Raw genomic sequence first — 26,687 nt, forward strand, 5'->3', positions numbered from 1 at the left:
GTGCCCGCTGTGACGGCCGACTATTTGCGGTTACCCCGGCTTGATGCGCCGCCGCTGGACGCTCTTGAGCGTCCCGTGCTGAGCGTGACCACCGCGCCGATCGGCCTTGAAGGCGAAGGCTTTCCCGTCCACAGGGCATTTGCCGGGGTATCACGTGCGCTGCTTGATCCGTTCGTGCACATGGACCAGATGGGCGCGGTGCAGTACGCGCCCGGTGAACCCAAAGGCACGCCTTGGCATCCACATCGGGGGTTCGAAACCGTGACCTACATGATCGACGGTCGCTTTCAGCACCAGGACTCCCATGGGGGCGGTGGGATGATCGAGGACGGGGCCACCCAATGGATGACGGCCGGCTCGGGGATCTTGCACATCGAGACGCCGCCGGAGGAGCTGGTGATGTCGGGCGGCCTGTTCCATGGTGTGCAGCTGTGGGTGAATCTGCCCGCGAAAAAGAAGATGATTGCGCCGGCCTACCAGGGCATCGACGCCTCCGCTGTCCAGCTGGCGGTATCTGCCGATGCGGGCGCGCTCGCTCGGATCATCGCCGGCGAGGTCGGCGGCCACAGAGGCCCGGGGTCGACACATACTCCGATCAGACTGATCCATGCGACCGTATTGCCTGGCGCCCGACTGCAATTGCCGTGGGAACGGTCCTTTAACGCGCTCACCTACGTCCTCGCGGGCGCCGGGCGCGTGGGTACCGAGGGGCGACCGATACAGGCCGGTCAGCTGGCGGTGTTCGGCCGCGGCGACTGGTTCGAGGTCCGCGGCAATGACCATCAAGACTCGCAAAGTCCGGCATTGGAGCTGCTCATCTTGGGTGGCCAGCCCATCGGCGAACCGGTCGCGGCGTATGGGCCCTTTGTGATGAACACCGCGGCCGAACTGGGTCAGGCACTGGAGGACTTCGAGGCCGGATTGTTCGGTCAGATCCCAACTGATGCGCTGATGCCTCACGTCCCCGACCCGGCCCCGATGCGCGCCGAGCAAACCGGGATCTAAGGCCTCAACGGCCCCGCGTTGTCGGTTCGGATCATCGACCGCAGGCAAGAATCACTCCACTGCCGACCATCCCCAATCCACGGTGAGACACGGAGAAGCGACGTCTGCGCGGGCCCCACGAGCCATGAAGGCGGCACGCCTCACCGGGGTCTCGCCGACCACCGCGAATCGACCGCCGGGCAGTGATCCCCGATCGTTGCCGGCGTGGGTCGTTCGCTAACGGCGGGGCATTGACCGCAGCAGCGGTGATACGTGAATAACCATGGAGCTACACCCTGATTCGGGCACGACAGGGCATCCCTGACTGGGTCACATGTGTGCGCCTCATACTGTCGGTTGTCGACCGGCACCACGAAACGGTATCGGCGTTGTGTACGTCGACCTCGACGAGGGACGGGACTTCCAGGATGCTCAAGTTAACCGAATCGAGCGGAGTGGAAGTGGTGCAAAACGTATGAGCGACTATAGCGTTGGCTACATTGTCGGTAGCCTTTCAACCGAGTCAATCAATCGCACGCTGGCGAAGGCGCTCGTTCTATTGTCGCCCACACATCTGAAGTTCGTGGAGATTCCGATTGGGGATCTTCCGTTGTACAACCGCGACTTTGACGCCGATTACCCGCCGGCGGGCCGAGCGCTCAAGGATGCGATCGCGGCGGTCGACGCGCTGCTCTTCGTTACGCCGGAGTACAACCGCGGCATGCCGGGCGTCCTGAAGAACGCCATCGACTGGGCCAGCCGCCCGCATGGAACCAACTCTTTCGCGCATAAGCCGTCGGCGGTGATCGGCGCCTCCCCGGGCAAGATCGGAACGGCTGTCGGCCAACAGAGTCTGCGCAGCGCGCTGAGCTTCTGCGATTCACCACAGATGACAGCGCCCGAGGCTTACATCCAAGCCACTCCTGGCTTGATCACCCAACTGGGGGAGCTGACGGACAAAGGGACCGAGCAGTTCTTGCGCGATTTCATGGAAGCTTTCGGTGTATTCGTCACCCGTGTCCTCACCGCGCTACCTCACGGGGCTGACAAGAGCGGCGGAACCCATGACTGGAACGACATGAACGGTCCCGCGCGGACCTACAGATCGTCGGCGAAATCCGCATGGTTCACATCCCGCTGGTGAACCACTGGTGGCAAGTGGTGGCATTGTGCCCAGCACCATCGACCAGCCCGATGACTCGCTCGATGATGAAGTTGTCCAGAATCATCTCCTGGGCAGAAAGACTGCGATGACTGCTATTACCGACTTCGACCCCAACGCGTTCCTGATCGTCCCGGCCAGGACGTTCGAGGACCTTCGCATCGGCGAAGTCTTCAGGGGCCCCAGCCGCACCCTGACGGACGCCCATGCCGCGGCCTTCCAGACGGTCTCTATGGGCAATCACCCGGTGCACTACGACGCCGAGTGGGCGCGCAAGCACGGACATGTCGCGCCGGTTGTCCACGGCCTCCAGGTGCTGGCTTTCACCGCCCCGGGAGCCACCTTGTTCCCGCACTTCATCGGCGAGGTGTTCATCAGCTTTCTTGAACTGTCCTGCACCTTCCTGGCCGAGGTGCACTCCGGGGACACCTTGTACCGGGCGCTGACGATCACCGGCCTGGAGCCGAAGGGCAACGACGGCATCGTGGTCACGGCGGTCACCGTTCACAACCAGAGTGGGCAACTCGTGCTGTCGGGTCAGCACAAGTACCTGCTTCGGCGTGCTCAAAGATTAGCTACCGACGAAACCCGACATCGGCAACGGTATCCGCGTACTTGCGAACCAACGAGACCGCGGCGTTCTCCCGCATCTCGTCGGCTCAGGCCGGCCTGACAGCTCCCGCGCTTCAAACCTACGGAAGGATAACGATGACCGCGACCCAGTCTCACCCGAGGAAGAACCTGGCCCGCGAGCCTGTTCCGAGAGCGGTCGATGCCGAATTGAGTGCGCGGTTCGGGCGTGAGGTCATTCCGCTGCGCGGTCTGCTCTACCGGCACGCGCTTCGCATGAGCCGAAATCACGCGGACGCTGATGACCTGGTGCAAGAGACCGTCATGAAGGCGTACGTCCATTTCGATTCATTCCGGTCGGGCTCAAACCTGAATGCATGGCTGTTCCGGATTCTGACCAACACCTACATCAACGGCTACCGCCGAAAGAGACGTCAACCGGTGCCCTACTCCACGGAGCAGCTCACCGATCCGTACCTGACCGAGGCCAGCGCACGCTCGACGGCATCGGCAATGCGCTCCGCCGAGGATCACGCACTGGATCTTCTGCCGGACAACGACATCAAAGCCGCGATGCAAGCACTGCCCGGGCAGTTTCGCGAAGTCGTGTACTACGCCGACGTCGAGGGGCTGGCGTACAAGGAAATCGCGATTCTGACAAATGCCCCGCACGGAACCGTGGTTTCGCGGCTTCATCGGGGTCGGCGACGACTGCGCGAGCTGCTCGGTGGCGTCGCCGGCCAAGGTAGCCCCCAGACACTTCCCGCTACCGCGTGATCTCGACCCTCGGCACTGATCAGGGTCCGCTGCCAGCACACGGACACCCCGCGTAACGCGGCCGATGAAGAATCGCTGCAGTTCTAGCAGCATTTCTGCAGGAAACTACAGGGGTTCGAGCACCCTTAGCTCCACTCGAGGGACGATACGGATTACCGCCAGCTGGCCGGCAGGTCGGTGATGTGACTGGGGCACAAGTCCTGGGCCCCCAAGGACATCGCATTCCGCGCGTCCTCGGCAGACATCTTGGCGCGCAGCATCATGAAGGCGTATTCGGCTGGCGCGTAACCCGATTCGGGGCCGGCCGGGTCGTCCATCAGCTGGCACGCCTCTTTTTCTTTTTGCTGGCTGGTATCGGCGTGGGCGACACCCGAGCCGAACAGCGACGCCACGCCGACGAGCCCGCCGGCCGCGATTTTCGTCAGGATTCTCACCGGTTTTTCACCTTCAGTCGCTCTTCCGCCGGCCCAGTGTAAAGCTCGGCGTTGGCAGGAATTCGTCAAAGAGGTCTCGGCCCTCGCCGTCGTTGACCAGAATGGTCTGGGTGCAGATTGTTCCCCAGGGACTGGCGTCGGCGGCGGAGGACGTCGGCAAGCTCGGCGCCGCGCTCGAAGAGGCCAACGCATTCGCGGCGCTGCGGACGGGCGGCATCCTGCCCGCCGGGGCCGATGAGGTGAGCGCGGCGATCACGCCGCTGTTCATCGATCAATCGAGGATCTATCGGGAGCTGGCGGCCCAGGGCCAGGCGTTCGAGCAGCGGTTCATGCAACTGTTGGGTGAGGCGGGCGTGGCCTACACCGAGACCGAGCAGGCCGCGCAGCAGGCGCTGCGCGACGAGATCGGCGAGCTGGAATCGCCCCTTACCTCCTTCTTGGCGCAGGCCGAAGGCGTCGCCGCTCCCGCCAGCATTCCGCCGCTGATCGTGCCGCCGAGCGGGTCGGTGGCGCTCATCGTCGGCGGCACCACGTTCCCCCTGCCGAACGCTCAGTACGTCAGCTCCATCATGACCAACTTCCTGGACAATCCGACGCTGTCGCCACTCACCGGGGCGCCGGGGCAGTCGATCTTCACACCGGAGCAGTTCTGGCCGTTCACCCCGCAACTCGGGAACCTGACGCTGGGCCAGTCGGTGGCGCAGGGCGTGCAGTTGCTCAACACCGCCATCAACACCGAACTCTCGGCGGGCAACAAGGTGATCGTCTACGGCACCTCACAAAGTTCCCTTGTGGCCACCGACGAGATCCGCAACCTCATGGCCGTGGCCAATCCGCCCGATCCAAGCAAACTCTCGTTCTTTTTGACCGGTGACCCCGGCAACCCCAACGGTGGGTTCTTCGAACGTTTCCCCGGCCTGTACATCCCTTTGTTCGACGTACTGTTCAACGGCGCGACGCCCCCCAACTCGCCGTTCCCCACGGTGATCTTCACCAACCAGTACGACATGGTGACCAACTTGCCGCAGTATGTGCTCAACCCGGTCAGCGACCTGAACGCGTTCATGGGGTTCGCGCTCTTCCACGGGACGCACGACTACGTCGACCTGACACCGGGGCAGATCGCCAACGCGATCCAACTGCCGACCTCACCCGGCTACGCCGGTGCCACCACCTACTACGAGTTGCTGACGCAGAACCTGCCGCTCGTAGCACCGCTGCGCTTGTACCTGCCGCCGCCATACGGCAACGCCCTGGCCGATCTGCTGCAGCCGGATCTGCGGGTGATCGTCGACATGGGCTACGGGTCGGGGGAGTACGCCAACATCCCCACCCCGGCCAGCCTGTTCGAACTGCCGGACCCGTTCACCATCGTCCCGGATTTGGTTCACGGCGGGGTGCAGGGGCCGCAGGCGGCGCTGGTGGATCTCGGGTTCCTGCCGCAGTCGATGATGCCCACCGGCTACCCGTTCAACCCGGCGCTCGACCCCGGCCTGAACTTCCCGCTGCCGCAGTCGTCGGTCACCGGCGTCTCGCTGCTCACCGGGTACGAGGGCCAGTTGATGCGCGCGTTGGGTCTGATCCCGAGTTGGGATAGCTGAGGCGAACATGGATGTGACCACCCGCCGCAGCCCCTTCCGGGCGGACCTCCTGCAGGGAAAGGTGGCATTGGTCACCGGCGGTGCAACCGGGCTCGGCCTGGAGATTGCCCGCGTTCTGGGCGGCCACGGCGCCCGCGTCGCCATCTGCAGCCGCAAGGAACCCAATCTTCGGGCGGCGGTTGCGGCGTTGCGGCAGGAGGGGATCGACGCGGCATACGGCGTCTGTGACGTCCGCCGTGACGATGAGGTCACGGCCGTCGTCGAGGAGGTGCTGCGGACGTTCGGCCGGCTCGACGTCGTCGTCAACAATGCCGCCGGCAACTTCCCCGCGCCGATAAGCGGGCTGAGCCCAAACGGATTCAAGGCCGTCGTCGACATCGACCTACTGGGGACCTTCAACCTATCGAAGGCGGCGTACGACCTTTGGCTGCGTGATCACGGCGGCGCGGTGGTGAACATCAGCGCCGCGATCCAATACCGCGGCATGGCCCTGCAAGCGCACGTCGTTTCGGCCAAGGCCGGCGTCGACGCGCTGAGCCGCGCCTGTGCGATCGAATGGGGCCCCGATGGGGTTCGGGTGAATGTCGTTGCTCCCGGGGCGATGTCAGGAACCGAGGGCGTGAAGAGGATCGCCGGCGATAACCAGCACCGCATCACCCAGAACCCGCTGCGGCGTCCCGGTTCGACCACCGAGGTGGCCGAAACCGTGCTGTTCCTGGCCAGCGACGCGGCGTCCTACGTGACGGGAGCCGTCCTGGTCGTCGACGGCGGCGGTTGGTTGACCGCCAGTGGAGTGCCGGATCTGCCCGGCTACCACTAGATCGTCACGGTGAGCGGCCAGACGTTCCAGATCTCGTCGCAGTACTCGGTGATGGCGCGATCCGACGAGAACTTGCCGCTGCGTGCGGTATTCAGGATGGACATCTTCGTCCACGAGTCCCGGTCCTGCCACGCCGCGCTCACCCGCTCCTGGCAGTCCACATAGGAGGCGTAGTCGGCGCAGACCAGGAACGGGTCGTCGTAGCGGAGGTTGTTCACCAGCGGCCGGAACACCTCGGTGTCCCCGTGCGAAAAGGTCCCGCCCGCAATCAGATCCAGCACCGCGCGCAGCTCGTCGTTGCCATCGATGTAATCGGCCGGGCGGTACCCGTTGGCCTTGACCGCCCCGACCTCCTGCTCAGTCAGGCCGAACAGGAAGAAGTTCTCCGGCCCGACCTCGTCGCGCATCTCGACGTTCGCCCCGTCGAGCGTGCCGATGGTCAGGGTCCCGTTGATCATGAACTTCATGTTCCCGGTGCCCGACGCCTCCTTGCCGGCGGTGGAGATCTGCTCGGACAGGTCGGCGGCCGGGTAGATCATGTGCGCGTTCTGCACGTTGAAGTTCGGAACGAACGCCACCTTGAGGAACCGGTTGACGTCCGGATCGGCGTTGACGGTCTCCCCGACGGCGTTGATCAGCTTGATGATTCGCTTGGCCAGGAAGTAGCCGGGAGCGGCCTTGCCGCCGAATACGAACGCCCGCTGGGGAATTGACAGCCCCGGGTTCTGCTTCAGTCGCTGGTACAGCGCGACGATGTGCAGGACGTTGAGGTGCTGGCGCTTGTACTCGTGGATGCGCTTGACCTGGACGTCGAACATCCAGTCCGGGCTCAGCTCGACGCCCGTCACCGAACGTATGTACTTGGCCAGGCGCGCCTTGTTGTTGCGTTTGATGTCGCGCCATTGCTGGCGGAAGGAGGCATCGTCGACGAACGGCTCCAGCCCGCGCAGGCGGCCCAGGTCGGTCAGCCAGCCCTCACCGACGGTACGGTCCAGCAGCTCCCGCAGCCCGGGGTTGGCCAGGGCCAGGAAGCGGCGTGGTGTCACGCCGTTGGTCTTGTTGCTGAACCGCTCCGGCCACAACTCGTAGAAGTCCTTCAGGACACTGGCTTTCAGCAACTCCGAGTGCAGCGCGGCGACGCCGTTGATGGCGTGGCTGCCGACGGTCGCCAGGTGCGCCATCCGGACGTTCTTGCCGCCGTCCTCGCCGATCAGCGACATCCGGCGCACTCGGTCCTGGTCGCCGGGGAAGCGGGTGCGCACCTCGTCGAGGAAGCGGCGGTTGATCTCGTAAATGATGTCGAGGTGGCGGGGCAGCGACTCGGAGAACATCTCCCGGGGCCAGGTCTCCAGCGCCTCGGGCAGCAGGGTGTGGTTGGTGTACCCGAACGTCGCGACAGTGATGTCCCACGCCTCGTCCCAGTCCAGCTCGCGCTCGTCGACCAGTAGCCGCATCAGCTCGGCGACGCCGATCGAGGGGTGAGTGTCATTGAGCTGCATGGCGAATCGCTGGGGGAGTTCCCTGACGCCCGCGTCGGCGAGGTCGTCCATGATGTGCAGCACATGCTGCAGCGAGCAGGACACGAAGAAGTACTGCTGCAGCAGGCGCAGCCGCTTACCGGCCTCCGGCTCGTCGTTGGGGTAGAGCACCTTCGTCACCGTCTCGGACGTGACCTCGTCCTCGACCGCCTTGTAGTAGTCGCCGGTGTTGAAGGCCTCCAACGCAAACGACTTGACGGCCCGGGCGCTCCACAGCGTCAGCACGTTGCAGGTGTTGACGCCGTAGCCCTGGATGGGCGTGTCATATGCGACGCCTTTGAGCAGCCGGCCCGGCACCCAGCGGACACGGTCGTGGCCGGCCTCGTCGGTGTAGTGCTCGGCGTAGCCGCCCCACTTGACGAGGTAGTTGACGTCGGGTTTGGCGATCTCCCAAGGGTTTCCGTTGTTGAGCCAGTTGTCGGTCTGCTCGACTTGCCAACCGTCACGGATCTCCTGGTCGAAGATGCCGAATTCGTAGCGGATGCCGTAGCCGATCGCCGGACGCTCGAGGGTGGCCAGGGAGTCCAGGTAGCACGCGGCCAGCCGGCCGAGGCCGCCGTTGCCCAGTCCCGGTTCCTCCTCGCAAGCCAGAACCTCGTCGAGATCCTGGCCCATCGCCGCGAGCGCGGTCTTGGCCGCGCGCTCCATTTGGAGGTTGAGCAGGTTGTTGCCCAGCTGGGGACCCATGAGGAATTCGGCTGACAGGTAACAGGTCACCTTGCGACCGAGATCGAGTGAGGTCTGCGTCGACGCGACCCGGCGGTCCTGCATGCGGTCACGCACGGCCAGCGCGAGCGCCCGGTAGTAGTGCTCGGGGCGCAGGGCCGCGGCGGGACGGCCGACCGAGTAGCGCAGGTGATCGGCGATCGCGCGCTGGAGCGCGGCCGCGCCCATCCCGGTGCGGGAGTGCTCGACCAGGTCGGCCCGCGTGGGGCTGGGGGACATTCCCTCGGAGGGTGTCTGCTCGACATCGGTCATCCTGGGTCCTACTCCCTATCGACAGTGGTAGCGCCTGGCCGCGCGCCGGCCGTCAGTCTGGCAGCGGTGTTTGCACATCAGGCGCGCAATTGACGTCCGCGAAGTGAACGCCAGCCCACGCGGCGGCGACGAAACGGCGTTCCGGTGGGCAGCCGGTTATGCGATGTATCCGCGGGGCAATACGGAGAAGTCGACGCACGCCGCGGCCAGCATGTCGCCCAGCTGAGGAGCGACCGGCGCGCGGAGTTCGAGCATCGCGCCGGCTGACGGTGCTTTCAGCGTGGCGATGTTCTGGTCGGACAGGACGTCGCCCTCGTCACTCGCGCGGCGACGACCGTCGCGTTTCCAAGAATCGGCATGCCGAGATCCTAGGGCCTTAGCGCCCATCCGTTGCACAATCGTTAGCCGTGGGGCAAGCCAGGAGCGGTGAACCCGTTGAGCCGGGCCAACTGCCGTTGGCGTCGGCCCGGGCGCGCTGGCTGATCGCCGCGGCCGTCCTCGGTTCGGGCATTGCGCTGCTCGATGGCACCGTCGTCAACGTCGCGCTGCCGACCATCGGGCGCGACCTGGGTGGGGGTCTGACCGGTCAACAATGGGTGCTCGACGGTTACCTCCTGACGCTGAGTGCGTTGCTGCTCGCCGGAGGCGCCGCGGGCGACCGCTATGGCCGCCGACGGGTCTTCATCGCCGGGCTGGTCGTCTTCACCGCAGCTTCTGTCGTCTGCGGTTTTTCGCCGACCATCGGATGGCTGGTCGGCGCCCGGTTGGTGCAGGGTGTCGGCGCGGCGGCGCTGGTTCCCGGCAGCCTCGCCTTGATCGACGCAGGCATCACCGATGACGACCGGGGCCGGGCCGTCGGGATCTGGGCAGGCATGTCCGGTGTCACGACGGCGCTGGGTCCGCTCATTGGCGGCTGGCTTGTCGATGCGGCGTCGTGGCGTTGGGTGTTCTTTTTGAACCTTCCGCTGGCCGTGGCGGTGGTGTGGATCGCCGCCCGGCAGATCCCCGAATCGCGCGATCCAACCGCGGCGGGGGGCCGCCCGGATATCCTGGGGACCGCGGCTGTCACGGTCGGGCTGTCCGGGGTGATCTACGCGCTCATCGAGGCTCCTTCGCGCGGTTGGACATTCGTCACGGCGACCGCCGCCATTATCGGCACGGCCGCGCTGGTTGCTTTTCCGGCGATCGAACGGCGCGCGCAATCGCCACTTCTGCCCCTGAAGCTGTTGCGATCCCGGCAATTCACCGGCGCCAACCTGACGACCCTGGCCGTCTACGCCGCCATTGGCGGCGCGTTGTTCCTCTTGGCCCTGCAGCTGCAACAAAGCCTGCACTACTCCGCGCTCGCGGCGGGGCTGGCGATGCTGCCGACGACGATCATCATGCTGATCGGTTCGCCGTGGGCCGGCGCGCTCGGGCAGCGGGCCGGGCCGCGGCTGCCCATGACGGTCGGCCCGCTGATCGCCGCGGCGGGTTTGGCGTTGATGGCGCGGATCGTGCCCGGGGTGACGTATCTCGGCGCGGTGCTGCCCGCCGTGGTCGTGTTCGGCGTCGGCCTGGCGATCACCGTGGCGCCGTTGACCGCGGCCGTTCTCTCCGCCGTCCCCGACACCTACGCCGGCACCGCCTCCGGCGTCAACAACGCCATTGCCCGCCTTGCCGGGCTACTGGCCATCGCCGTGCTGCCCGTCGCGGCCGGCATCCGCGCCGGCCCCGGGCAGCCGCTCGGCCCCGGCTTCTCCGTGGCGATGATCATCACCGCAGCGGTTTGCCTGGTCGGCGCATTCATTGCGGCGCTGACGGTGCGCACCGGCGCGGACTTCGCCCACCAGGTGCTGCCCGGAATCAACCACGCGTGCCAAGACCCGTGCACCCGGCAGCCCGGAAGCGCCCGGGACGCCGCGTAGTGGGTCCCCAACGGCGGTGCCTCCTATCGACCGCCACCCGCCTCGAAGCGCGGGCCAGCGCGCGGTGATTTTCCAATAGATTCCGGGGTGATGGCAACGACGATGTGGGATGTCGACGGAGCCCCCGCGAGGTTACCGACGCGCTGGTAAGCCTGCTGAATGTGGCTCCCGTCCCTAACTGGTGACGGTCATCTGGTCGTCGCTGCTCGCCCATGACCGTGCGAAGACGTCGATCGGCACCTGCTCGTCCCGGCCCTCCTGTATGCCGCTGTCGTTGAGGTGCACGACGCCGGCCGCGGTGTCGACACCAGTGACCACCACGGCGTGGTTGGCTTCGGGTTGGCCGTCCGGGGTCTTGTCCTCGACGGGCTCGCGCCAGATGAGTTCGGAGTTGACGCCGACGATCACCTTGCCGCCCTTGGCCAGATCCTGCTCGAGCGCCGTCATCCCGGTGGGCACACCGGACTTTGCCGCGCTTTCCCTGTCGGTTGACCCGGCGCGGACGCCGTAGTGCGCGAGCAGCGCCAGCTCGTCGTCGAACGAGGTGCCGCTGCCGGGCTGGCGCTCCTTCGGCTCGGTGTAGATCGGTCCGGAGTGCACGGTGCTGGCGGTGGATTGGGCCAGCGTGACGATGGCCTGCTCGGAGGGCTGCTGACCGGTCAGCTCACCGACCACGTCGGAGACCGCCATTTCCACGCAGTCGTCGTCATATCCCTGGTAGCGCCAGAACGGGGCGGCGGCCCAAGGGTTGCCGTAAACCGTGCCCTCGCCGCGAGGCGGGCCCGGTGTGGCATGCGCGGTGCCCACCGCGAGGCCCAGCGCGGCCGCACCGGCCAGCATGGCGACGCCGGCGGCGCGGGCCGCGGCCGCAGTGCGGGTGCCAATCATGCCGTGTCCATCTCAAGTCCATTTCGAGAGCGCCTGGTGATTCCTTGAATGTCTGAAAGGAGCGGCGCGGCGTTACTTTTTGAAGTCCAGCCAGGTCAAAGCGCTACCCCGGCGATGGGCTGTCGCCGGCGGGGTCGCCGAGCACGCCGCACAGATCGACGTTCCGGTGCTCGTCGGCTATGGCGTCGTCGACGTCTCACCGGACCCGCGCGCGGAGGCCGGCCTGTATCGCCGCAGCCCCGACATCGCCTCTGGCGACGCCTACTCGATGGGGCTGCGATCGTAAGGTGTGGATCGTGACCAAGACTCTCGACCGACGTCTCGCCCACTTTGCGCCGGCCGTGCTGAGCGTTTTTCGGTTGGTCTACGGTTTGCTCTTCGCCGCCGAGGGCTCGATGCTGCTCTTCGGCTGGCCCGTCCGTCCGGCATGGCCCGTCGATGTCGGAGCGTGGCCCGGGTGGTACGCCGGCGTGATCGAGTTTGTCCCGGGGCTCCTGATCGCAGCCGGATTGTTCACCCGCGCCGCCGCTTTCGTCGCGTCGGGGGAAATGGCGGTCGCCTATTTCTGGATGCATCAACCGAAAGCGCTCTGGCCCATCGGGGATCCACCGGCCGGCAACGGTGGACTTCTGGCGATACTTTTCTGCTTCGGTTTCTTTCTGCTGGTCTTCACCGGCGGGGGGAGCTGTTCGGTCGACGCCCTACGCGGGGGGCGCCCTACATCTCGCAGTGGCGGTGCGGTTCCGGGTCAAAACACGTGACGGTTCCGTAGGGGCACCAGGGCAGGTAGACACCGCCGCCTCTCCGCCAGCCCTTCCCGACCAGCTTTCTGGCCAGGTATCGCGCCGCCGTCAACGCTTTCGCTTTCTCCGGCGCCGGGTAAATGCGCGGATTGTTGTAAGCGTCGTAGACGTCTTCGGCGAGTGCGTCGATAAGTTCGATGACCTCTCGGGGCGTGGCCATGCTTCATGAGGTTCCCGTTCGCGTGACCAGGGAATCTTGTCATTGGCAGGTCGTCTGAGCTGGCCGATGATCTCCTCCGATCGCCACCGATACCCTTTCCTGAACGGCGAAGCTATTCTCGCCACGCGTGCCGGAGGCCGGCCGCGCGCCCACAATCCCATGTGTCACATGAGCCCCAGAGTTGTCGCTGCGAGGCGGGCACCAAGAGTGGTGCTCCCGGCGGCCCGACGAGTGTGGCGGATGTGGTAGCGAAGCGGAACACGTTGGATCGCAACCTGATTCACGTAGCAGACGCGTCGACGGTGGCCGACATTCGAACGACGGTGCATAAGCCACCGCCCAGCGGGTAGCCCGCCGGCATGACGAAGATCGGATATTTCCTGTCCTGTGAGCAGTTCGGCCCCAAGGAATTGGTCGACCAGGCCAAGCGTGCGGAGGCAGCCGGATTCGACGCGCTGTGGATCTCCGACCACTTTCATCCGTGGAACGACGAGCAGGGCCAGAGCCCGTTCGTGTGGGGAGTGATCGGCGCGCTGTCGGAGGCGACGTCGCTGCCCGTCAGCACAGCCGTCACCTGCCCGACCGTGCGGACGCACCCGGCGATCATCGCGCACGCGTCGGCCACCGCGGCCGTGCAGCTCGATGGCCGCTTCGTGCTCGGGGTCGGCAGCGGTGAGGCGCTCAACGAGCACATCCTCGGCGATAGGTGGCCGTCCGTCGGCGTGCGCCAGGAAATGCTGGAGGAGGCGGTCGAGGTCATCCGGTTGCTGCACCGCGGCCACGAGGTGAGCCATCACGGCAAGCACTACGAGGTGCAAGAAGCGCGCATCTACACCCGCCCGGAGCAGCCGGTGCCGATCTACGTCTCCGGGTTCGGCCCGCAGGGCGCCGAGTTGGCCGGGCGGATCGGCGACGGATTCGCGCTCGCCATGCCCGAGGCGGAGCTGGTCAAGGTGTTCCGGGAGTCCGGGGGCGGTGACAAGCCGGTGCAGGCCGGTACCAAGGTCAGCTGGGACGCGGATCCCGACGCCGCGCTGAAGGTGGCGCATCGATTGTGGGCCAACGAGGGGCTCCCGGGTCAGACCTCGCAGATCCTGCCGCGTCCCAAGGACTTCGCCGCGCTCATGTCGTTGGTACCCCCGGACAAGGTCGCCGAGAGCGTCGCGTGCGGGCCGGATCCGGACAAGCACGCCGCGCAGGTGCGCAAGTACATCGACGCCGACATCGACGAGGTATACGTGCAGCAGATCGGCCCGGACATGGACGGGTTCTTCGCGGCGTGGGAACGCGACGTGCTGCCGCAGGTGCGCGGCTGAGGCTCAGTCGAAATTGGTGCCGCTCGTCAGCTCTTCCCATTTCGCGATCTCGGCCGCGCGGGCGTCCGCGACATAGCGGTAAATGGCCAGGGCGTCGGGGCCGAGCAGCAGGAACGCGGGCGGCTCGTCCGATTCGACAGCGGCGATGATCGCGGCGGCGGCCTTGGCGGGATCGCCGGCCTGGTTGCCGTGCATGGTGTCGTTTTCCTTGCGGCGCTGCCCGGCGGTGCCCGCGTAGTCGTCGATGACCGTGGGCGACTGGGTGAGCGAGCGACCGGCGAAGTCGGTGCGAAACGCGCCCGGCTCGACGACCGTCACCGAGATGCCCAGCGGCGCGAGCTCACCGCGCAGCGCCCCGCTCATCCCTTCGATGGCGGCCTTGGCCGCCGCGTAGTACCCGGATCCCACCGGGGTCACCGTCGCGCCGATCGAGGAGATGTTGACGATCGCGCCGCCGCGGCGCGCCCGCATCCCGGGCAGGACAGCCTTGATCATCGCGACGCCGCCGAAGAAGTGCGTCTCGAACAACTCGCGAACGTCGGCGTCGTCGCCTTCTTCGATGGCGCCGCGATAGCCGTAGCCCGCGTTGTTGACCAGCACGTCCACGCCGCCGAACCGCTCGTCGGCCTGGCGCACGGCCGCGGTGACCTGCGCGGGGTTGGTGACGTCGAGCGCGACGGCGAGCACCCGCTCGGGCGCGGCGCCGGCGAGGTCAGCGACCTTTGCGGGGTCGCGGGCGGTGACGACGGCGTTATGCCCGGCCCCGATGACGGCTTCGGCGAGCGCGCGGCCGAGCCCCGTCGAGCAGCCGGTGATGAGCCAGGTCGACATGACTCCCCTTTCTGCACCCAACGTCGAGTTATTGGGCTATCAGACGCATTCCAGCGCAACAACTCGACGTTCGGTTCGCAACTCAGTCGGTCAGGGCGCGGCCCACGATCTGAGGGTCCGGCTCGCCCACCAGCTCATGATCCTTGTCGTCGTAGTCGGATTTGGCGAGGACGTAGCGCATGGCGTTGATCCGGGCCCGCTTCTTGTCGTTGCTCCTGACCACGATCCACGGCGCGTCGTCGGTATCGGTTGCTTCGAACATCGCCTCCTTCGCCGCGGTGTAGTCGTCCCACCTTTTCACCGACTCGATGTCCATCGGCGAAAACTTCCACTGCCGCACCGGGTCGACCAGGCGGATCGCGAACCGGGTGCGCTGCTCGGCGGGCGACACAGAGAACCAGAACTTGGTCAGGCTTATCCCGTCTACGACCAGCATCTGTTCGAAACGAGGCGCCTGGTCCATGAATTCGGCGTACTGGTCGGGCGTGCAGAAGCCCATCACCTTCTCCACGCCCGCGCGGTTGTACCACGAGCGGTCGAACAACACGATCTCGCCGCCGGCCGGCAGGTGGGTGATGTAGCGCTGGAAATACCACTGCGTTCGTTCGCGTTCGGACGGCTTCTCCAGCGCCACCACCCGCGCGCTGCGCGGATTGAGGTGCTCCATGAATCGCCGAATGGTCCCACCCTTGCCGGCGGCGTCGCGTCCCTCGAACACGATCACGTGCCGGGCGCCGATGCGCTTGCTGTGGTTCTGCAGCTTCAGCAGCTCAATCTGCAGGCGGCGCTTCAGGCGCTCGTATTCGTCGCGCGGCATCCGGTGGTCGTACGGGTATCGCTCGCGCCACGTCTCGACGTGGTTGCCCTCCCGATCGAGCAGGACGGGATCGTCGTCGTCTTGGTCGTTCACGGTGTAGCCGTGGTCGGGCGTCGAAAGGTCGTCCAGATCTATCTCGGCCATACTTCGAGCTATAGCCCGTGCGGCATCCGCTCACACACTCGCGGCGGCACACCGCTCCAGCCGGAAGGTGCGCTTGAAGCCGGCCGGCTGCGTCGTCAGCGTCACTTCCACCGCGCCGCTGGGCGCGACCACGTAGCGCTCCTCGACGTCCGGGCCCTCACTCCAGCGGCCGACCGGCTGGCGCCCGAGGTCGTCCCGGTCGCGCAGGGCCGGATCGAACGGGAAGAGCACCGGATCGTAGGGCGTGACGTCGCCGTCGGGCCGCCCGTCGACCAGGCGGCTGCACTCCACGAACCGGAAGTGCCCGATGTTGTGCGCCGCCCGGTACATCCGCCTGACGACCAGCGGCGTGCGCCCGTCCGCCGGGAGCGACGCGTCCTTGGGCACGATCGGGTCGAAGACCACGTCGGTGCCGGCCTGCGCCTCGCGGAAGACCCCGAAGTGCCGCGAAAAGCGTTCGGACAGCGCGAAACCCGCCTCCTTGTCGAGGAATACCGCCAGGCCGATGGCCGTCGCCGCAAACGGGTGCGGCGAGCGCTTCACCCGCTTCTCACCGCAGGCCGTGCGCAGCATCCGGGCAACCAGCGGGAAGCCCCCGGCCCCGCCCACCACGTAGATGCCCGCCACCTCCGACCAGGCCACGTCCTTGCCGCCCGGCGCCGGATCGTGCAGAACGCGGTGCAGCAGGTCGGTCGTCTTGTTGACGAGCGGCGCACACGCCGCGTAGACGTCGTCGATACCGCAGGAGAACGGGGGCCGGTCGGCCGCGTCAATCCCCGTGAGGTCCACCAGGAAACGGCGCGTCTGCGGCCCGACGGCTTCCTTGCGGGCGGCGCACTCCTCCTTGAGCAGCTCGCGCGTGGGCGGATCCACCCCGTGCAGGTTCAGCCTGCCGAGGACGAGGTCCACGATCGCCTCGTCGAAGTCGTCACCGCCGAGACGCTGGATGCCTTCGCTGACGACGACTTCGTTCTCGTGCCCGGTCATCCGCAGCAGTGACGCGTCGAAGGTGCCCCCGCCGAGGTCGTAGATGAGGACGTGCTCCCGTTTGGCGGTGATGGTGGAGCGGTACCGGTGCGCATACTCGAGGCTGGCGGCCGACGGCTCGTTCAGCAGCGCGACAACGTGGAAACCCGCCGCGACGAAGGCGTCCAGCGTCAGGAGGCGTTGGGCGCTGGAGGCGTTCGCCGGCACGCTGATCGCGGCCTCGATGGTCTCGCCGCGCGCGAGGGTGGCGTTCGAGTGCCGCTGCAGGTCGCTTTTCAGCTGAGCCAGAAAACCGGTGAGCAGGTCGGCCAGCCGATGGTCGCGGCCGGCCAGGGTCACCTCAGTCTGCGGTCCGGCCTCGTTGAGCAGGCGTTTGAACGATCGCAGCACCGACCACCCGGGCTCGTGGCGGACGGCGGCGGCGTCCACCCCGAATCGCAGCTGCCCGTCGGCGTCGGCGGCGATGAGCGAGGGCCAGGCGTCCACCCCGTCGAACGAGACGACCGGGTAGTTGCCCCGGTCGACTGCCGCGACGACGGTGTGGGTGGTGCCGAAGTCGATACCGACTCTCATCTCGCAATGTTAGGACCGCGCAGCACACTTCGGCGCAATGTTTCCGCCCGGCGCGCCGCTGTGATGGCGGCGTCCGGCGAGCCGATGGAGCCTTGACCGGTCGCAGGGGTGGGCGGTCAATCCTCGAAATGACGGTTGTAGTCGCTACGCTCAAGCCACCACTGCAGGTTGTAGATTCCCGTCGCGACGATCATCATCAGCGCAGCGCAAGCTGCAGCGACGACGACGCTCATAATCTGTCCATCTCGCGTGCCATGAGGGCCTGCTCGAGGAATGCGTAATGCTTCGGGTGGTGCCTTCGCTGCGGGCTTGCTTCATCCGTTGACGTCATGACCATTCGCCGCATGATGGCGACGAATCGGGCGCCGATGCTCTCGCGGCGCACCCCCGCGGTGGCCGCGGTGCCGAAGACCACTTGCTGTGTGCTGATCAGAACCTCGGTGGACGACGCCTCAACCGATGGGGCTTGACTTATGGGCTCCTCGACGGGATCGGCTGTGCCAGCGAGTCCCGTTGCTGATACCGACATTGGTGTACCTCGTTTCCGGTACGGCATCGATGACGGGGTGAGTCGGTCGATGGTGCAACTACCGTACGGTCGACGAGCACCTCTGGTCGTGAGTAGTTGACTACCTCTTTCGCGGGAACTGAGCGGGCGGCGCTGCGCTCAAGCTCCTGAGCGCCAACCGACGCAGGTCTGGACGCCGGTTAGTGCGGATCGCCCGGCTCGCCCCTGCCGGCGCCCCACTGCCGTTGCAGCTCGCGCTCCGCGGCGGTGGGAATCAGGCCGGACGGCGCGAACCGCTTCGACGGCACCGGGTCTTCCTCGGTCAGCGGCCTGCCGCCACCGCGAATTGCGCTGAGCGCGACGGCAACTCCGGCGATGAACACGACGACCACAACCAGCGCGAAGAGGATCGACAGCGTGCCCTGGATGGACGTGTTCCTGATGACCTCGTCGAGCTGATGCGGGTTCTTCGCCGCACCGAAGGCGGTCTTCCCCGCGTTCCTTGCGGCTAAGTACTGCGAGTGCTGGGTCCAGTAGCCGACCGCCGGATCCCCGGAGAAGATCTTTTGCCACGACGCGGTCAGCGTGACCACCAGGTCCCACAGCAGCGGAATCGCGGGGATCCAGGCCCACTTCAGCAGGCCCTTCTTGATGACCACCACGGTGATGACGGTCAGTGAAATCCCTGCGAGCAGCTGGTTGGCGATCCCGAACAGCGGGAACAGCGTGTTGATGCCACCCAGCGGATCGGTCACGCCCATCAGGAGGGTGGTGCCCCAGGCGGCGACGACGGCGAGGCTGCAGATCCATACGCCGGGGCGCCAGCTTGGGTTTCGCAGTTTGGCCAGCGGACCACCGAAGTTTCCCAGCGTGTCGGAAAGCATGAAGCGGTTAACCCGGGTGCCCGCGTCGAGGGTGGTCAGGATGAACAGCGCCTCGAACATGATCGCGAAGTGGTACCAGAAGGACTTGAGACCGGCGCCGCCGAACACGCGTTGCAGCACTTCGGACATTCCCCAGGCCAGCGTCGGTGCTCCGCCGGTGCGCGACACGATCGACTTCTCGCCCACGCTGGCGGCGGCCTGACCGATTTGGTCGGCTGTGGCCGGGGCGCCCGACAGGCCGAGTTTGTTGACATACTCCGCGGCGGTGGCCGCGGTGCCGCCGGTCTGCGCGGCGGGCGCGTTGATGGTGAAGTACAGGTGCTGGTTGATGATTGACGCGGTGATCAGCGCCATGACGGCGACGAACGATTCGGTGATCATGCCGCCGTAGCCGATCAGCCGCATCTGGCTTTCCTTCTCCAGCAGCTTCGGCGTCGTCCCGGATGAGATCAGCGCGTGAAACCCGGACAGGGCGCCGCACGCGATGGTGATGAACAGGAACGGGAACAGCGAGCCGGCGAACACCGGACCGTTGCCCCTGGTGGCGAACTGCGAGATCGCGGGCGCCTGCATCTCCGGCCGCGCGATGCAGATGCCGAGCGCGAGCAGCGCGATGGCGCCGACCTTCATGAACGTCGACAGGTAGTCGCGCGGCGCGAGCAGCAACCACACCGGCAGCACCGACGCGGCGAAGCCATAGATGATCAGACACCAGCACAGCGTGAGCGGGGACAGGGTGAACCACGATGCGCCCCAGGATGTTTCGGCGACCCAGTTGCCGGACGCCACGGCGGTCAGCAGCAGCGCGAAGCCGATCACGGATACTTCGGCGACCCGCCCGGGACGCAGGAACCGCAGGTAGCAGCCCATGAACAAGGCGATGGGGATGGTCATGGCGATGGAGAACACGCCCCACGGGCTCTGAGCCAGTGCCTTCACCACGATCAGCGCCAGCACCGCGATCAGGATCACCATGATGACGAGAACCCCGAGCAGGGCGGCCGCCCCGCCCGCGGCGCCCAGCTCGTCGCGGGCCATCTGGCCCAGGGAACGGCCCCGGCGCCGGGTGGATATCCAGAGCACCAGGTAGTCCTGCACGCAGCCACCGAACACCGCGCCGACGATGATCCAGATGCTGCCCGGCAAGTAGCCCATCTGGGTGGCGAGCACCGGACCGACGAGCGGTCCCGCGCCGGCGATGGCGGCGAAATGATGGCCGAACAGCACGCGCCGGTCGGTGGGCACGTAGTCGGTGCCGTCGTCGAGGACCTCGGCCGGCGTGGCGCGGTCGTCGCGCGGCCGAACGATCTTCATCTCGATCAACCGGGCATAGAACCGGTAGCCAATGATGTAGGTGCAGATCGCTGCGACCACGAACCAGACGGCGTTCACCGTCTCGCCGCGAGCGAACGCGATGATCGCCCAGGCGATGGCACCGAGGACCGCGATCACCCCGAAGACGAGTTTGTGCCGGATGGTGATGGGGGAGCGGTCGACGATCGCGACGGGCGGGAGATCTTCGTCGGTGTGGATAAAGCTGACGCCTTTGTCGTGCTCTTTGACTGCCACGGCGAAAACCCTACGCGCGCAAGGTTGACAACGTGTGTTTTAGTACAGCGCGCGCACCGCGTCGATGGTGTCGGCTTCGGCGGGTCCTTTGTCGTTGCGGTAGCGCACTACCCGCGCGAACCGCAGCGCCAGGCCGCCGGGGTAGCGCGACGATTTCTGGACACCGTCCAGGGCTACCTCGACCACCTGCTCGGGGCGCAGCTCCACGACATAACCTTCTCTACCGCTTATGGCGAGTTCGCTGAACCGGGCCGTCTGCCAGTCGAGCATGGCGTCGGTCATGCCCTTGAAAGTCTTTCCCACCATGATGAATTCGCCGGTGGCCGGGTCACGCGCGCCCAGGTGGATGTTGGAGAGTTTTCCGCGGCGGCGCCCCGATCCCCACTCGACGGCGAGCACCACCAGATCCAGGGTGTGCACCGGCTTGACCTTCAGCCAGCCCGCGCCGCGGCGCCCCGCGAGGTACGGCGCGTCCGGCGCCTTGGCCATCACCCCTTCGTGGCCGGCGGCCAGGGTGGCGTCCAGGAAGGCGGCGGCCTGCGCCGGGTCCGACGTCATCAGCCGATCGACCCGGTGCACGGGAGGCACCAGGGCGTCCAGGGCGGCCAGCCGGTCGGCGGTCGGCGCGTCCAGCAGGTCCAGGCCGTCGCAGTGCAGGATGTCGAAAAAGAACACCGAAAGGCGTTCGGCCTCTTGGGCGGCAAGGGCCGCCGCCACATCGACGGATCGGCCGAACCGCGAGGCGGTGACCTGGAAGCGGTGCGGCCGGTTGTCCGGCCGCAGCGCGATCGCCTCGCCGTCGGCGATCAGGTCGGTTGCCGGCAGTGCCAGCGTGGCCTCGACGACCTCGGGGAGCCGGGCGGTGACGTCGTCAAGGCTTCGGGTGTACACCGTGACTTCATCGCCGGAGCGGTGGATCTGCACTCGCGCGCCGTCCAGCTTCGCCTCGAAAATGGTTGTGCCGCCGTGACGTTGGAGTGCGTCGGCGACGCCGGTCGCGGTCTGCGCCAGCATCGGGCTGACCGGCCGGCCCACGCGCAGGGTGAACGCGTCCAGTGCCTCCGCCCCACCGGAAAGACCGGCGGCCGCGACCGCCGGCAAATCCCCGCCCAGCATCGTGGCGCGCTGCACCGCGGCGACCGGGATCCCGGTGGCCTTGGCCACCGCGTCGGCCATGATCCCCGCCAACGCACCCTGGCGCAGCTCGCCGCCGAGCAACCGCACCAGGAAGGCCTGCTCGGTTTCGGTTGCGGCGGCGAACAGACCCGCGACGAGTTCGGCGCGCCTGGCCTGCGCGCCCTTGCCCGATACGGACCCGATCTCGGAGAAGGTGGCGTCGACACCGAGGACGGTCAGCGTTGGGTGCGGCGCCGGCGGCGGACGGTAGCGCAACGACGCCCAGCCGACGCCGATCTGGCGTTGGCGCAGCTCACCGGAGAGCCACGACACGATGATCCCGACCGCACCGGGGTCGGCGACGGCACGGCGCAGCAGATCGTCGATGTGGGCGACCTTGGTCAACCGCGACGACGTCCCGCCGACATCAAGCGACGTGGTTGCGACGTCGAGAAGGAGCACGCGACTCAGCTTGGCATGGCTCGCCGACAACCCTGCCGGACGGACACGCTAGCGTGCCTACCTAACGTTACAAATTTCAAGGATTCTGACAAGCCTAAAAGGAGGTCCGGATGGAGATCAACGGGAAGAAGGTCGTCGTCATCGGCGGCGCATCGGGGATGGGTCGCGCCAGCGCCGAGTTGCTGGCCGAACGCGGGGCGGAGGTCGCGATCTTCGACCGCGAGGGCTCCGACGGCAAAGAGGTAGCCGAAGGCCTCCGTGGTGGGGGTGGCGCGTTCTACCCGGTCGATGTCACCGACTTCGCCGGAACCGAGGAGACGTTGCAGACCGCGGTCGACAAGCTCGGCGGCCTGCACGTCATCGTGACCACCGCCGGCGGCGGCATCGCCAAGCGGACGATGACCAAGTCCGGTCCCCATGACCTCGAATCCTTCCAGTCCGTGGTCGACCTCAACCTCGTCGCGACCTTCAACATCAGCCGGCTGGCCGCCGCGCACATGGCCAAGAACGAGCCCGAGGACGACGAGCGCGGCGTCATCATCAATACGGCATCGATCGCGGCCTTCGAGGGCCAGATCGGGCAGGTCGCCTACACCGCCGCCAAGGCCGGGATCGCCGGCATGTGCCTGACCATGGCGCGTGACCTGGGTTCCCTGGGCATCCGGGTGCTGGCGATCGCGCCGAGCCTTTTCGCCACGGGGTTGACCCAGGGCATACCGGATGAATTCGCGGCGGCGCTCACCAAGGACGCGGCCTTCCCCAAGCGCCTCGGTCGGCCCATCGAGTACGCGAAGCTGGTGGCGGCCATCGTCGACAACCCGATGCTCAACGGCCAGTGCCTGCGGCTGGACGCCGGACAGCGCTTCGCGCCCAAGTAACCACCCCCGGCGGAGGCCCTTCCCGGGAATGAGTACACTCTTTACCCAGCCGCCCCGCTCCCCCTCGGAGCGGGGCAGGCAGTCAGCCCGGTAGCGAGGAGGCCCCCTCATGGGTATCGCCCTGACCGACGACCATCGCGAACTCGCCGGGGTGGCCCGCGCGTTCCTGACGTCACAGAAGGCGCGCTGGGCGGCGCGATCCCTGCTCGACGCGCCCGACGAGGGCCGGCCCGGCTTCTGGCAGAACCTGGTGGAGCTCGGCTGGCTCGGTCTGCACGTCGACGAAGAGCACGGCGGCACCGGCTACGGCTTGCCCGAGCTCGTCGTGGTCGTGGAGGAACTCGGCCGCGCGGTGGCACCGGGACCGTTCGTGCCGACGGTGATCGCGTCGGCGGTGATCGCCAAAGAGGGCAGCGCAGAGCAGAAGTCGCGGCTGCTGCCCGGGCTGACCGATGGAACCGTCACCGCGGGGATCGGCCTACAGAGCGAGGTCCGGGTCAAGGACGGCGTGGCGGACGGCGACGCCGGGATCGTGCTGGGTGCCGGGCTCGCCGACCTGCTGGTGGTCGCCGCCGGTGATGACGTGCTGCTGCTGGACCGGGCGCGCGACGGCGTGTCGGTGGACGTGCCGGGCAACCTCGATCCGACCCGGCGCTCCGGACGCGTGCGCCTGCAAGGCGTGAGCGTCACCACCGACGACATCTTGGCGGGCGCGCGGCTATCGGCCCTGGCCCGGGCGCGGACGCTGCTGGCCGCGGAGGCCGTGGGCGGGTCGTCGGACTGCGTCGAGGCCGCCGTCGCCTATGCCAAGGTGCGCCAGCAATTCGGGCGGACCATCGCAACCTTTCAAGCGGTCAAGCATCACTGCGCGAACATGTTGGTGGCCGCCGAGTCGGCGACCGCCGCGGTATGGGACGCCTCGCGCGCGGCGGGGGAGGATGAGGAGCAATTCCGCCTGGTCGCCGCGGCGGCGGCGGCGCTGGCGTTTCCGGCCTACACGCGCAATGCCGAACTCAACATCCAAGTCCACGGCGGCATCGGCTTCACCTGGGAGCACGACGCGCACCTGCACCTGCGCCGCGCGCTCGTGACGGCGGCCCTGTTCGGCGGGGACGCACCGGCGCGGGACGTCTTCGAGCGCACCGCGGCCGGCGCCGTCCGGGACAACAGCCTGGACCTGCCGCCGGAGGCGGAAGAGCTGCGCACCCGGATCCATGCCGACGCCGCCGAGATCGCCGCCCTGGACACGAAGGCGCAGCGCGACAAATTGATCGAGACGGGTTACGTGATGCCGCACTGGCCCAGGCCCTGGGGTCGCGCGGCCGACGCGGTGGAGCAGCTCGTGATCGAGGAAGAGTTCCGGGCCGCGGGCATCAAGCGCCCCGACTACTCGATCACCGGATGGGTGATCCTGACCCTGATTCAGCACGGAACCCCTTGGCAGATCGAAAGATTCGTGGAGAAGGCGCTGCGTCAAGACGAGGTCTGGTGCCAGCTGTTCTCCGAACCCGAAGCCGGGTCGGATGCGGCGTCCGTCAGGACCCGCGCCACCCGGGTCGACGGCGGCTGGAAGATCAACGGGCAGAAGGTGTGGACGAGCGGGGCGCAGTACTGCGCCAGGGGCCTGGCCACCGTGCGCACCGACCCGGACGCTCCCAAGCACGCCGGCATCACCACCGTGATCATCGACATGAAGGCCCCCGAGGTCGAGGTGCGGCCGCTGCGTCAGATCACCGGAGGCTCGGAATTCAACGAGGTGTTCTTCAACGACGTGTTCGTGCCCGACGATGACGTCGTCGGGGCGCCGAATTCCGGGTGGACCGTCGCGCGGGCGACGCTGGGCAACGAGCGGGTCAGCATCGGCGGCAGCGGCTCGTTCTACGAGGGCCTGGCGGCGAAACTCGTCGAACTGGCGCAGAAGCATGCGGATCGGTTGGCGGGCGCCGAAGTTCGGGTCGGCTACTACCTCGCCGAGGATCATGCGCTGCGGCTGCTGAATCTGCGTCGCGCCGCCCGCAGCGTCGAGGGAGCGGGTCCCGGTCCAGAGGGCAACGTCACCAAGCTGAAGCTGGCAGAGCACATGGTCGAGGGCGGCGCGATCTCGGCGACGCTGCTGGGGCCCGAGGTCGCGCTGCTCGACGGGCCCGGCGCGGTGGTCGGCCGGATGATCATGGGCTCGCGCGGCATGACGATCGCGGGCGGCACCTCCGAGGTGACCCGCAATCAGATCGCCGAGCGCATCCTCGGGATGCCGCGCGATCCGCTGATCAACTAGGCCCGGTTCTCCCCGCGAGCGTGCGTGTCTGTACAAAGACACGCCGCGCAACGCGGCATTCTGCGCACGCTCGTCGCGGGGGAATCACGCGGGAGCGAATAGCGGCGCGCCCCCGCTGCCCTTCTCGGGCCGGATAGCCACGGGCATGCCGCACGTCACCGAATCCGGTTCGCAGCCAACGATGTTGGCGGCCACCCGCAGCCCGCTCTGTTCGGCGAGCTCGACGATGGCGATCACGTAGGGCGTCGGGATGTCCGGGTTATACGGGTGATGATTCACCGTGTAGGTGAACACGGTGCCGCGTCCGGATACCGGCCGCGCCACCAGCGGGCCGCCGCAGTCGCGGCATTCCCCGGCGGACGGGTGCACCCAGCGCGCGCACTCATCGCAGTGTTCGATGAGCAACTCGCCGGGCACGGCCAATACAGTACACTCTATTGATTCGGACCTGGGCGGCGGATTGCTTGGACGGGCGGTGCATATGACCTATTTCGAAAAAGACGCGATCTTGTCCGGCCTCGGCATCTCGCGCATCGGCCGTCGCACCGGCATCCCCGGCCTGGAGCTGACCATGGAGGCGGTGCGCGCCGCCATCGAGGATGCCGGCCTGGCGCCGGCCGACATCGACGGGATCGCCACCCTCGGCGACACGCCAGCCGGGGACGTCAACGCCGAACTGCGGATCGAGGCGGCCGACTGCGGAGCGGGCTTCGGCACCGGCGGCCTGCTGAGCCCGGTGATGTCGGCGTGCCGCGCGGTCGCCGAGCGACGCGCGCACCATGTGGTGGTCTACCGGACGATACAAATGCTCGGCGGAACAGTCCCGGTCAAGCGGGACGAAAATGCGCCCGCGCCGGCACTTGCGCGGATGTTCGATAGCCCCGAAGGCGCGCTGCGGCCGGCCGTCGGCGCGATGGACGACGTCAACGATTTGGTTGCGGCCCAGGCATATTCCGCCGCGAACTGGCTGGCGCTGAACTGCCGTCGGCACATGGAGTTGTACGGGACCACCAAGGAACAGCTGGGCTGGGTGGCACTCAACGGCAGGCGCAACGCCGCGCTGAATCCCCTTGCGGTCTACCGCGGGCCGATGACCATGGCCGACTACCTGGGCGCCCGCCCGGTTTCGACCCCGTTCGGGCTGTTGGACTGCGACGTCCCCATCGACGGCTCGATCGCGGTGGTGGTGTCGAACGCGGAGTACGCCCGCGACTGTCCGCACCGCGCGGTGGCGGTGGAGGCGATCGGCGGATCCGACGGTGCCGGTGGCTGGTTCCACCGCGACGACTACCCGAAGATGGCGATGTCGGACGCGACCGCGCAGATGTGGTCGCGCACGCAGTTGACGCCCGCCGACCTCGATCTGGCCGAGTTGTACGACGGTTTCACATTTCTCAGCCTCGCGTGGCTGGAGGCCCTGGGGGTATGCGGCGACGGCGAGTCCGGGCCGTTCGTCGAGGGCGGCGCGCGGATCGCCCGCGACGGCCAACTGCCTCTGAACACCTACGGCGGCCAGCTCTCGGCCGGGCGCATGCACGGCTATTGGGCGCTCCACGAAGGGTGCCTACAGCTGCGCGGCGAGGCGGGGGAGCGCCAGGTGTCGAAACGTCCCGAGGTCGGCGTGGTGTCCGTGGGCGGCGGGCCCGTCGCGGGATGCATGTTGCTGACATGCTGAAATAACCTGCGGGAGAGTGCAATTGAGCCT

24 protein-coding genes and 1 pseudogene are annotated in these 26,687 nt (G+C 67.2%); 13 read left to right on the top strand and 12 right to left on the bottom strand.

All coding sequences use genetic code 11. The features are described 5' to 3' along the window. The 4 genes from JWP83_RS16265 (at position 1) to JWP83_RS16280 (ending at position 3,493) form a co-directional block, all read left to right on the top strand. Positions 1–1,005: a pirin family protein gene (locus JWP83_RS16265; RefSeq protein WP_297731774.1), complete on the top strand. Its 1,005-nt coding sequence runs from the start codon at positions 1–3 to the stop codon at positions 1,003–1,005. A 454-nt stretch (positions 1,006–1,459) separates the two neighbouring features. After that, positions 1,460–2,128, top strand: coding sequence for an NADPH-dependent FMN reductase (locus JWP83_RS16270; RefSeq protein WP_297731776.1), 669 nt, complete (start codon positions 1,460–1,462; stop codon positions 2,126–2,128). 106 nt (positions 2,129–2,234) lie between these two features. After that, on the top strand, positions 2,235–2,819 hold the full coding sequence (locus tag JWP83_RS16275; RefSeq protein ID WP_297731778.1) for a MaoC family dehydratase: 585 nt from the start codon (positions 2,235–2,237) through the stop codon (positions 2,817–2,819). 35 nt (positions 2,820–2,854) lie between these two features. After that, a complete protein-coding gene (locus tag JWP83_RS16280; protein ID WP_297731780.1) occupies positions 2,855–3,493 on the top strand; it encodes a sigma-70 family RNA polymerase sigma factor in 639 nt (212 codons plus the stop codon). A gap of 152 nt (positions 3,494–3,645) precedes the next feature. On the opposite strand, the gene JWP83_RS16285 is transcribed toward JWP83_RS16280, so the two are convergent. Continuing rightward, positions 3,646–3,927 carry a hypothetical protein gene (locus JWP83_RS16285; protein WP_297731781.1) on the bottom strand — a complete coding sequence of 94 codons (282 nt, stop codon included), beginning with the start codon at positions 3,925–3,927 and terminating at the stop codon, positions 3,646–3,648. A 101-nt stretch (positions 3,928–4,028) separates the two neighbouring features. On the opposite strand from JWP83_RS16285, the gene JWP83_RS16290 reads away from it, so the two are divergent. Then, positions 4,029–5,528 (top strand): PE-PPE domain-containing protein, encoded by a 1,500-nt coding sequence (locus JWP83_RS16290; RefSeq protein WP_297731877.1) that lies wholly within the window; start codon positions 4,029–4,031, stop codon positions 5,526–5,528. A gap of 7 nt (positions 5,529–5,535) precedes the next feature. Continuing rightward, on the top strand, positions 5,536–6,348 hold the full coding sequence (locus tag JWP83_RS16295; RefSeq protein WP_297731783.1) for an SDR family oxidoreductase: 813 nt from the start codon (positions 5,536–5,538) through the stop codon (positions 6,346–6,348). Here JWP83_RS16295 and JWP83_RS16300 read toward each other — a convergent pair. Both JWP83_RS16300 and JWP83_RS16305 read right to left on the bottom strand, forming a co-directional pair. Continuing rightward, positions 6,345–8,831 carry a glycogen/starch/alpha-glucan phosphorylase gene (locus JWP83_RS16300; protein ID WP_297731880.1) on the bottom strand — a complete coding sequence of 829 codons (2,487 nt, stop codon included), beginning with the start codon at positions 8,829–8,831 and terminating at the stop codon, positions 6,345–6,347. The genes JWP83_RS16295 and JWP83_RS16300 overlap by 4 nt on opposite strands. Before the next feature lie 189 nt (positions 8,832–9,020). Beyond that, on the bottom strand, positions 9,021–9,251 hold the full coding sequence (locus tag JWP83_RS16305) for a hypothetical protein (protein ID WP_297731786.1): 231 nt from the start codon (positions 9,249–9,251) through the stop codon (positions 9,021–9,023). A gap of 20 nt (positions 9,252–9,271) precedes the next feature. Here JWP83_RS16305 and JWP83_RS16310 point away from each other — a divergent pair, with 20 nt between their 5' ends. Continuing rightward, positions 9,272–10,771 (top strand): MFS transporter, encoded by a 1,500-nt coding sequence (locus JWP83_RS16310; RefSeq protein WP_297731789.1) that lies wholly within the window; start codon positions 9,272–9,274, stop codon positions 10,769–10,771. Between the two features lie 174 nt (positions 10,772–10,945). Here the strand turns inward: JWP83_RS16310 and JWP83_RS16315 are convergent, their stop codons facing one another. Continuing rightward, entirely contained in the window at positions 10,946–11,659 is a 714-nt protein-coding gene (locus tag JWP83_RS16315; protein ID WP_297731792.1) for a hypothetical protein, read from the bottom strand. 127 nt (positions 11,660–11,786) lie between these two features. On the opposite strand from JWP83_RS16315, the pseudogene JWP83_RS16320 reads away from it, so the two are divergent. Both JWP83_RS16320 and JWP83_RS16325 read left to right on the top strand, forming a co-directional pair. Next, a pseudogene (locus JWP83_RS16320) lies at positions 11,787–11,959 on the top strand (alpha/beta hydrolase); the annotation flags it as partial. Further along, a complete protein-coding gene (locus JWP83_RS16325) occupies positions 11,956–12,420 on the top strand; it encodes a DoxX family protein (RefSeq protein WP_297731794.1) in 465 nt (154 codons plus the stop codon). The pseudogene JWP83_RS16320 and the gene JWP83_RS16325, both read left to right, overlap by 4 nt. On the opposite strand, the gene JWP83_RS16330 is transcribed toward JWP83_RS16325, so the two are convergent. Next, entirely contained in the window at positions 12,377–12,622 is a 246-nt protein-coding gene (locus JWP83_RS16330; RefSeq protein WP_297731796.1) for a hypothetical protein, read from the bottom strand. The two genes, JWP83_RS16325 and JWP83_RS16330, sit on opposite strands and share 44 nt — an antisense overlap. A gap of 359 nt (positions 12,623–12,981) precedes the next feature. On the opposite strand from JWP83_RS16330, the gene JWP83_RS16335 reads away from it, so the two are divergent. After that, entirely contained in the window at positions 12,982–13,938 is a 957-nt protein-coding gene (locus JWP83_RS16335; RefSeq protein ID WP_297731799.1) for an LLM class F420-dependent oxidoreductase, read from the top strand. Between the two features lie 3 nt (positions 13,939–13,941). Here JWP83_RS16335 and JWP83_RS16340 read toward each other — a convergent pair whose 3' ends face one another. The 6 genes from JWP83_RS16340 to JWP83_RS16365 form a co-directional block, all read right to left on the bottom strand. Further along, complete coding sequence (locus tag JWP83_RS16340) at positions 13,942–14,769, bottom strand: oxidoreductase (RefSeq protein WP_297731801.1); 828 nt, start codon at positions 14,767–14,769, stop codon at positions 13,942–13,944. Positions 14,770–14,851: 82 nt separating this feature from the next. After that, on the bottom strand, positions 14,852–15,730 hold the full coding sequence (ppk2, locus tag JWP83_RS16345) for a polyphosphate kinase 2 (protein ID WP_297731803.1): 879 nt from the start codon (positions 15,728–15,730) through the stop codon (positions 14,852–14,854). 30 nt (positions 15,731–15,760) lie between these two features. After that, positions 15,761–17,290, bottom strand: a complete 1,530-nt coding sequence (locus JWP83_RS16350; protein ID WP_297731805.1) for an Hsp70 family protein — start codon at positions 17,288–17,290, stop codon at positions 15,761–15,763. Between the two features lie 229 nt (positions 17,291–17,519). After that, the gene (locus JWP83_RS16355) at positions 17,520–17,819 is read right to left on the bottom strand and encodes a hypothetical protein (protein WP_297731807.1); all 300 of its coding nucleotides are present in this window, start codon (positions 17,817–17,819) and stop codon (positions 17,520–17,522) included. A gap of 179 nt (positions 17,820–17,998) precedes the next feature. Beyond that, positions 17,999–20,251: a carbon starvation CstA family protein gene (locus tag JWP83_RS16360; protein ID WP_297731809.1), complete on the bottom strand. Its 2,253-nt coding sequence runs from the start codon at positions 20,249–20,251 to the stop codon at positions 17,999–18,001. Between the two features lie 39 nt (positions 20,252–20,290). Further along, positions 20,291–21,829, bottom strand: coding sequence for an ATP-dependent DNA ligase (locus JWP83_RS16365; protein WP_297731811.1), 1,539 nt, complete (start codon positions 21,827–21,829; stop codon positions 20,291–20,293). A 110-nt stretch (positions 21,830–21,939) separates the two neighbouring features. On the opposite strand from JWP83_RS16365, the gene JWP83_RS16370 reads away from it, so the two are divergent. Further along, the gene (locus JWP83_RS16370; RefSeq protein WP_297731813.1) at positions 21,940–22,707 is read left to right on the top strand and encodes an SDR family NAD(P)-dependent oxidoreductase; all 768 of its coding nucleotides are present in this window, start codon (positions 21,940–21,942) and stop codon (positions 22,705–22,707) included. Between the two features lie 109 nt (positions 22,708–22,816). After that, positions 22,817–24,982: an acyl-CoA dehydrogenase gene (locus JWP83_RS16375; protein ID WP_297731815.1), complete on the top strand. Its 2,166-nt coding sequence runs from the start codon at positions 22,817–22,819 to the stop codon at positions 24,980–24,982. An 84-nt stretch (positions 24,983–25,066) separates the two neighbouring features. Here JWP83_RS16375 and JWP83_RS16380 read toward each other — a convergent pair whose 3' ends face one another. Continuing rightward, positions 25,067–25,399, bottom strand: a complete 333-nt coding sequence (locus tag JWP83_RS16380; RefSeq protein WP_297731817.1) for an OB-fold domain-containing protein — start codon at positions 25,397–25,399, stop codon at positions 25,067–25,069. Between the two features lie 64 nt (positions 25,400–25,463). On the opposite strand from JWP83_RS16380, the gene JWP83_RS16385 reads away from it, so the two are divergent. Then, positions 25,464–26,657 carry a thiolase family protein gene (locus tag JWP83_RS16385; RefSeq protein ID WP_297731819.1) on the top strand — a complete coding sequence of 398 codons (1,194 nt, stop codon included), beginning with the start codon at positions 25,464–25,466 and terminating at the stop codon, positions 26,655–26,657. Positions 26,658–26,687 lie beyond the last annotated feature (30 nt).

Origin of the sequence: Mycobacterium sp., assembly GCF_025965855.1 — a bacterium.
Classification (GTDB): Bacteria; Actinomycetota; Actinomycetes; order Mycobacteriales; family Mycobacteriaceae; genus Mycobacterium.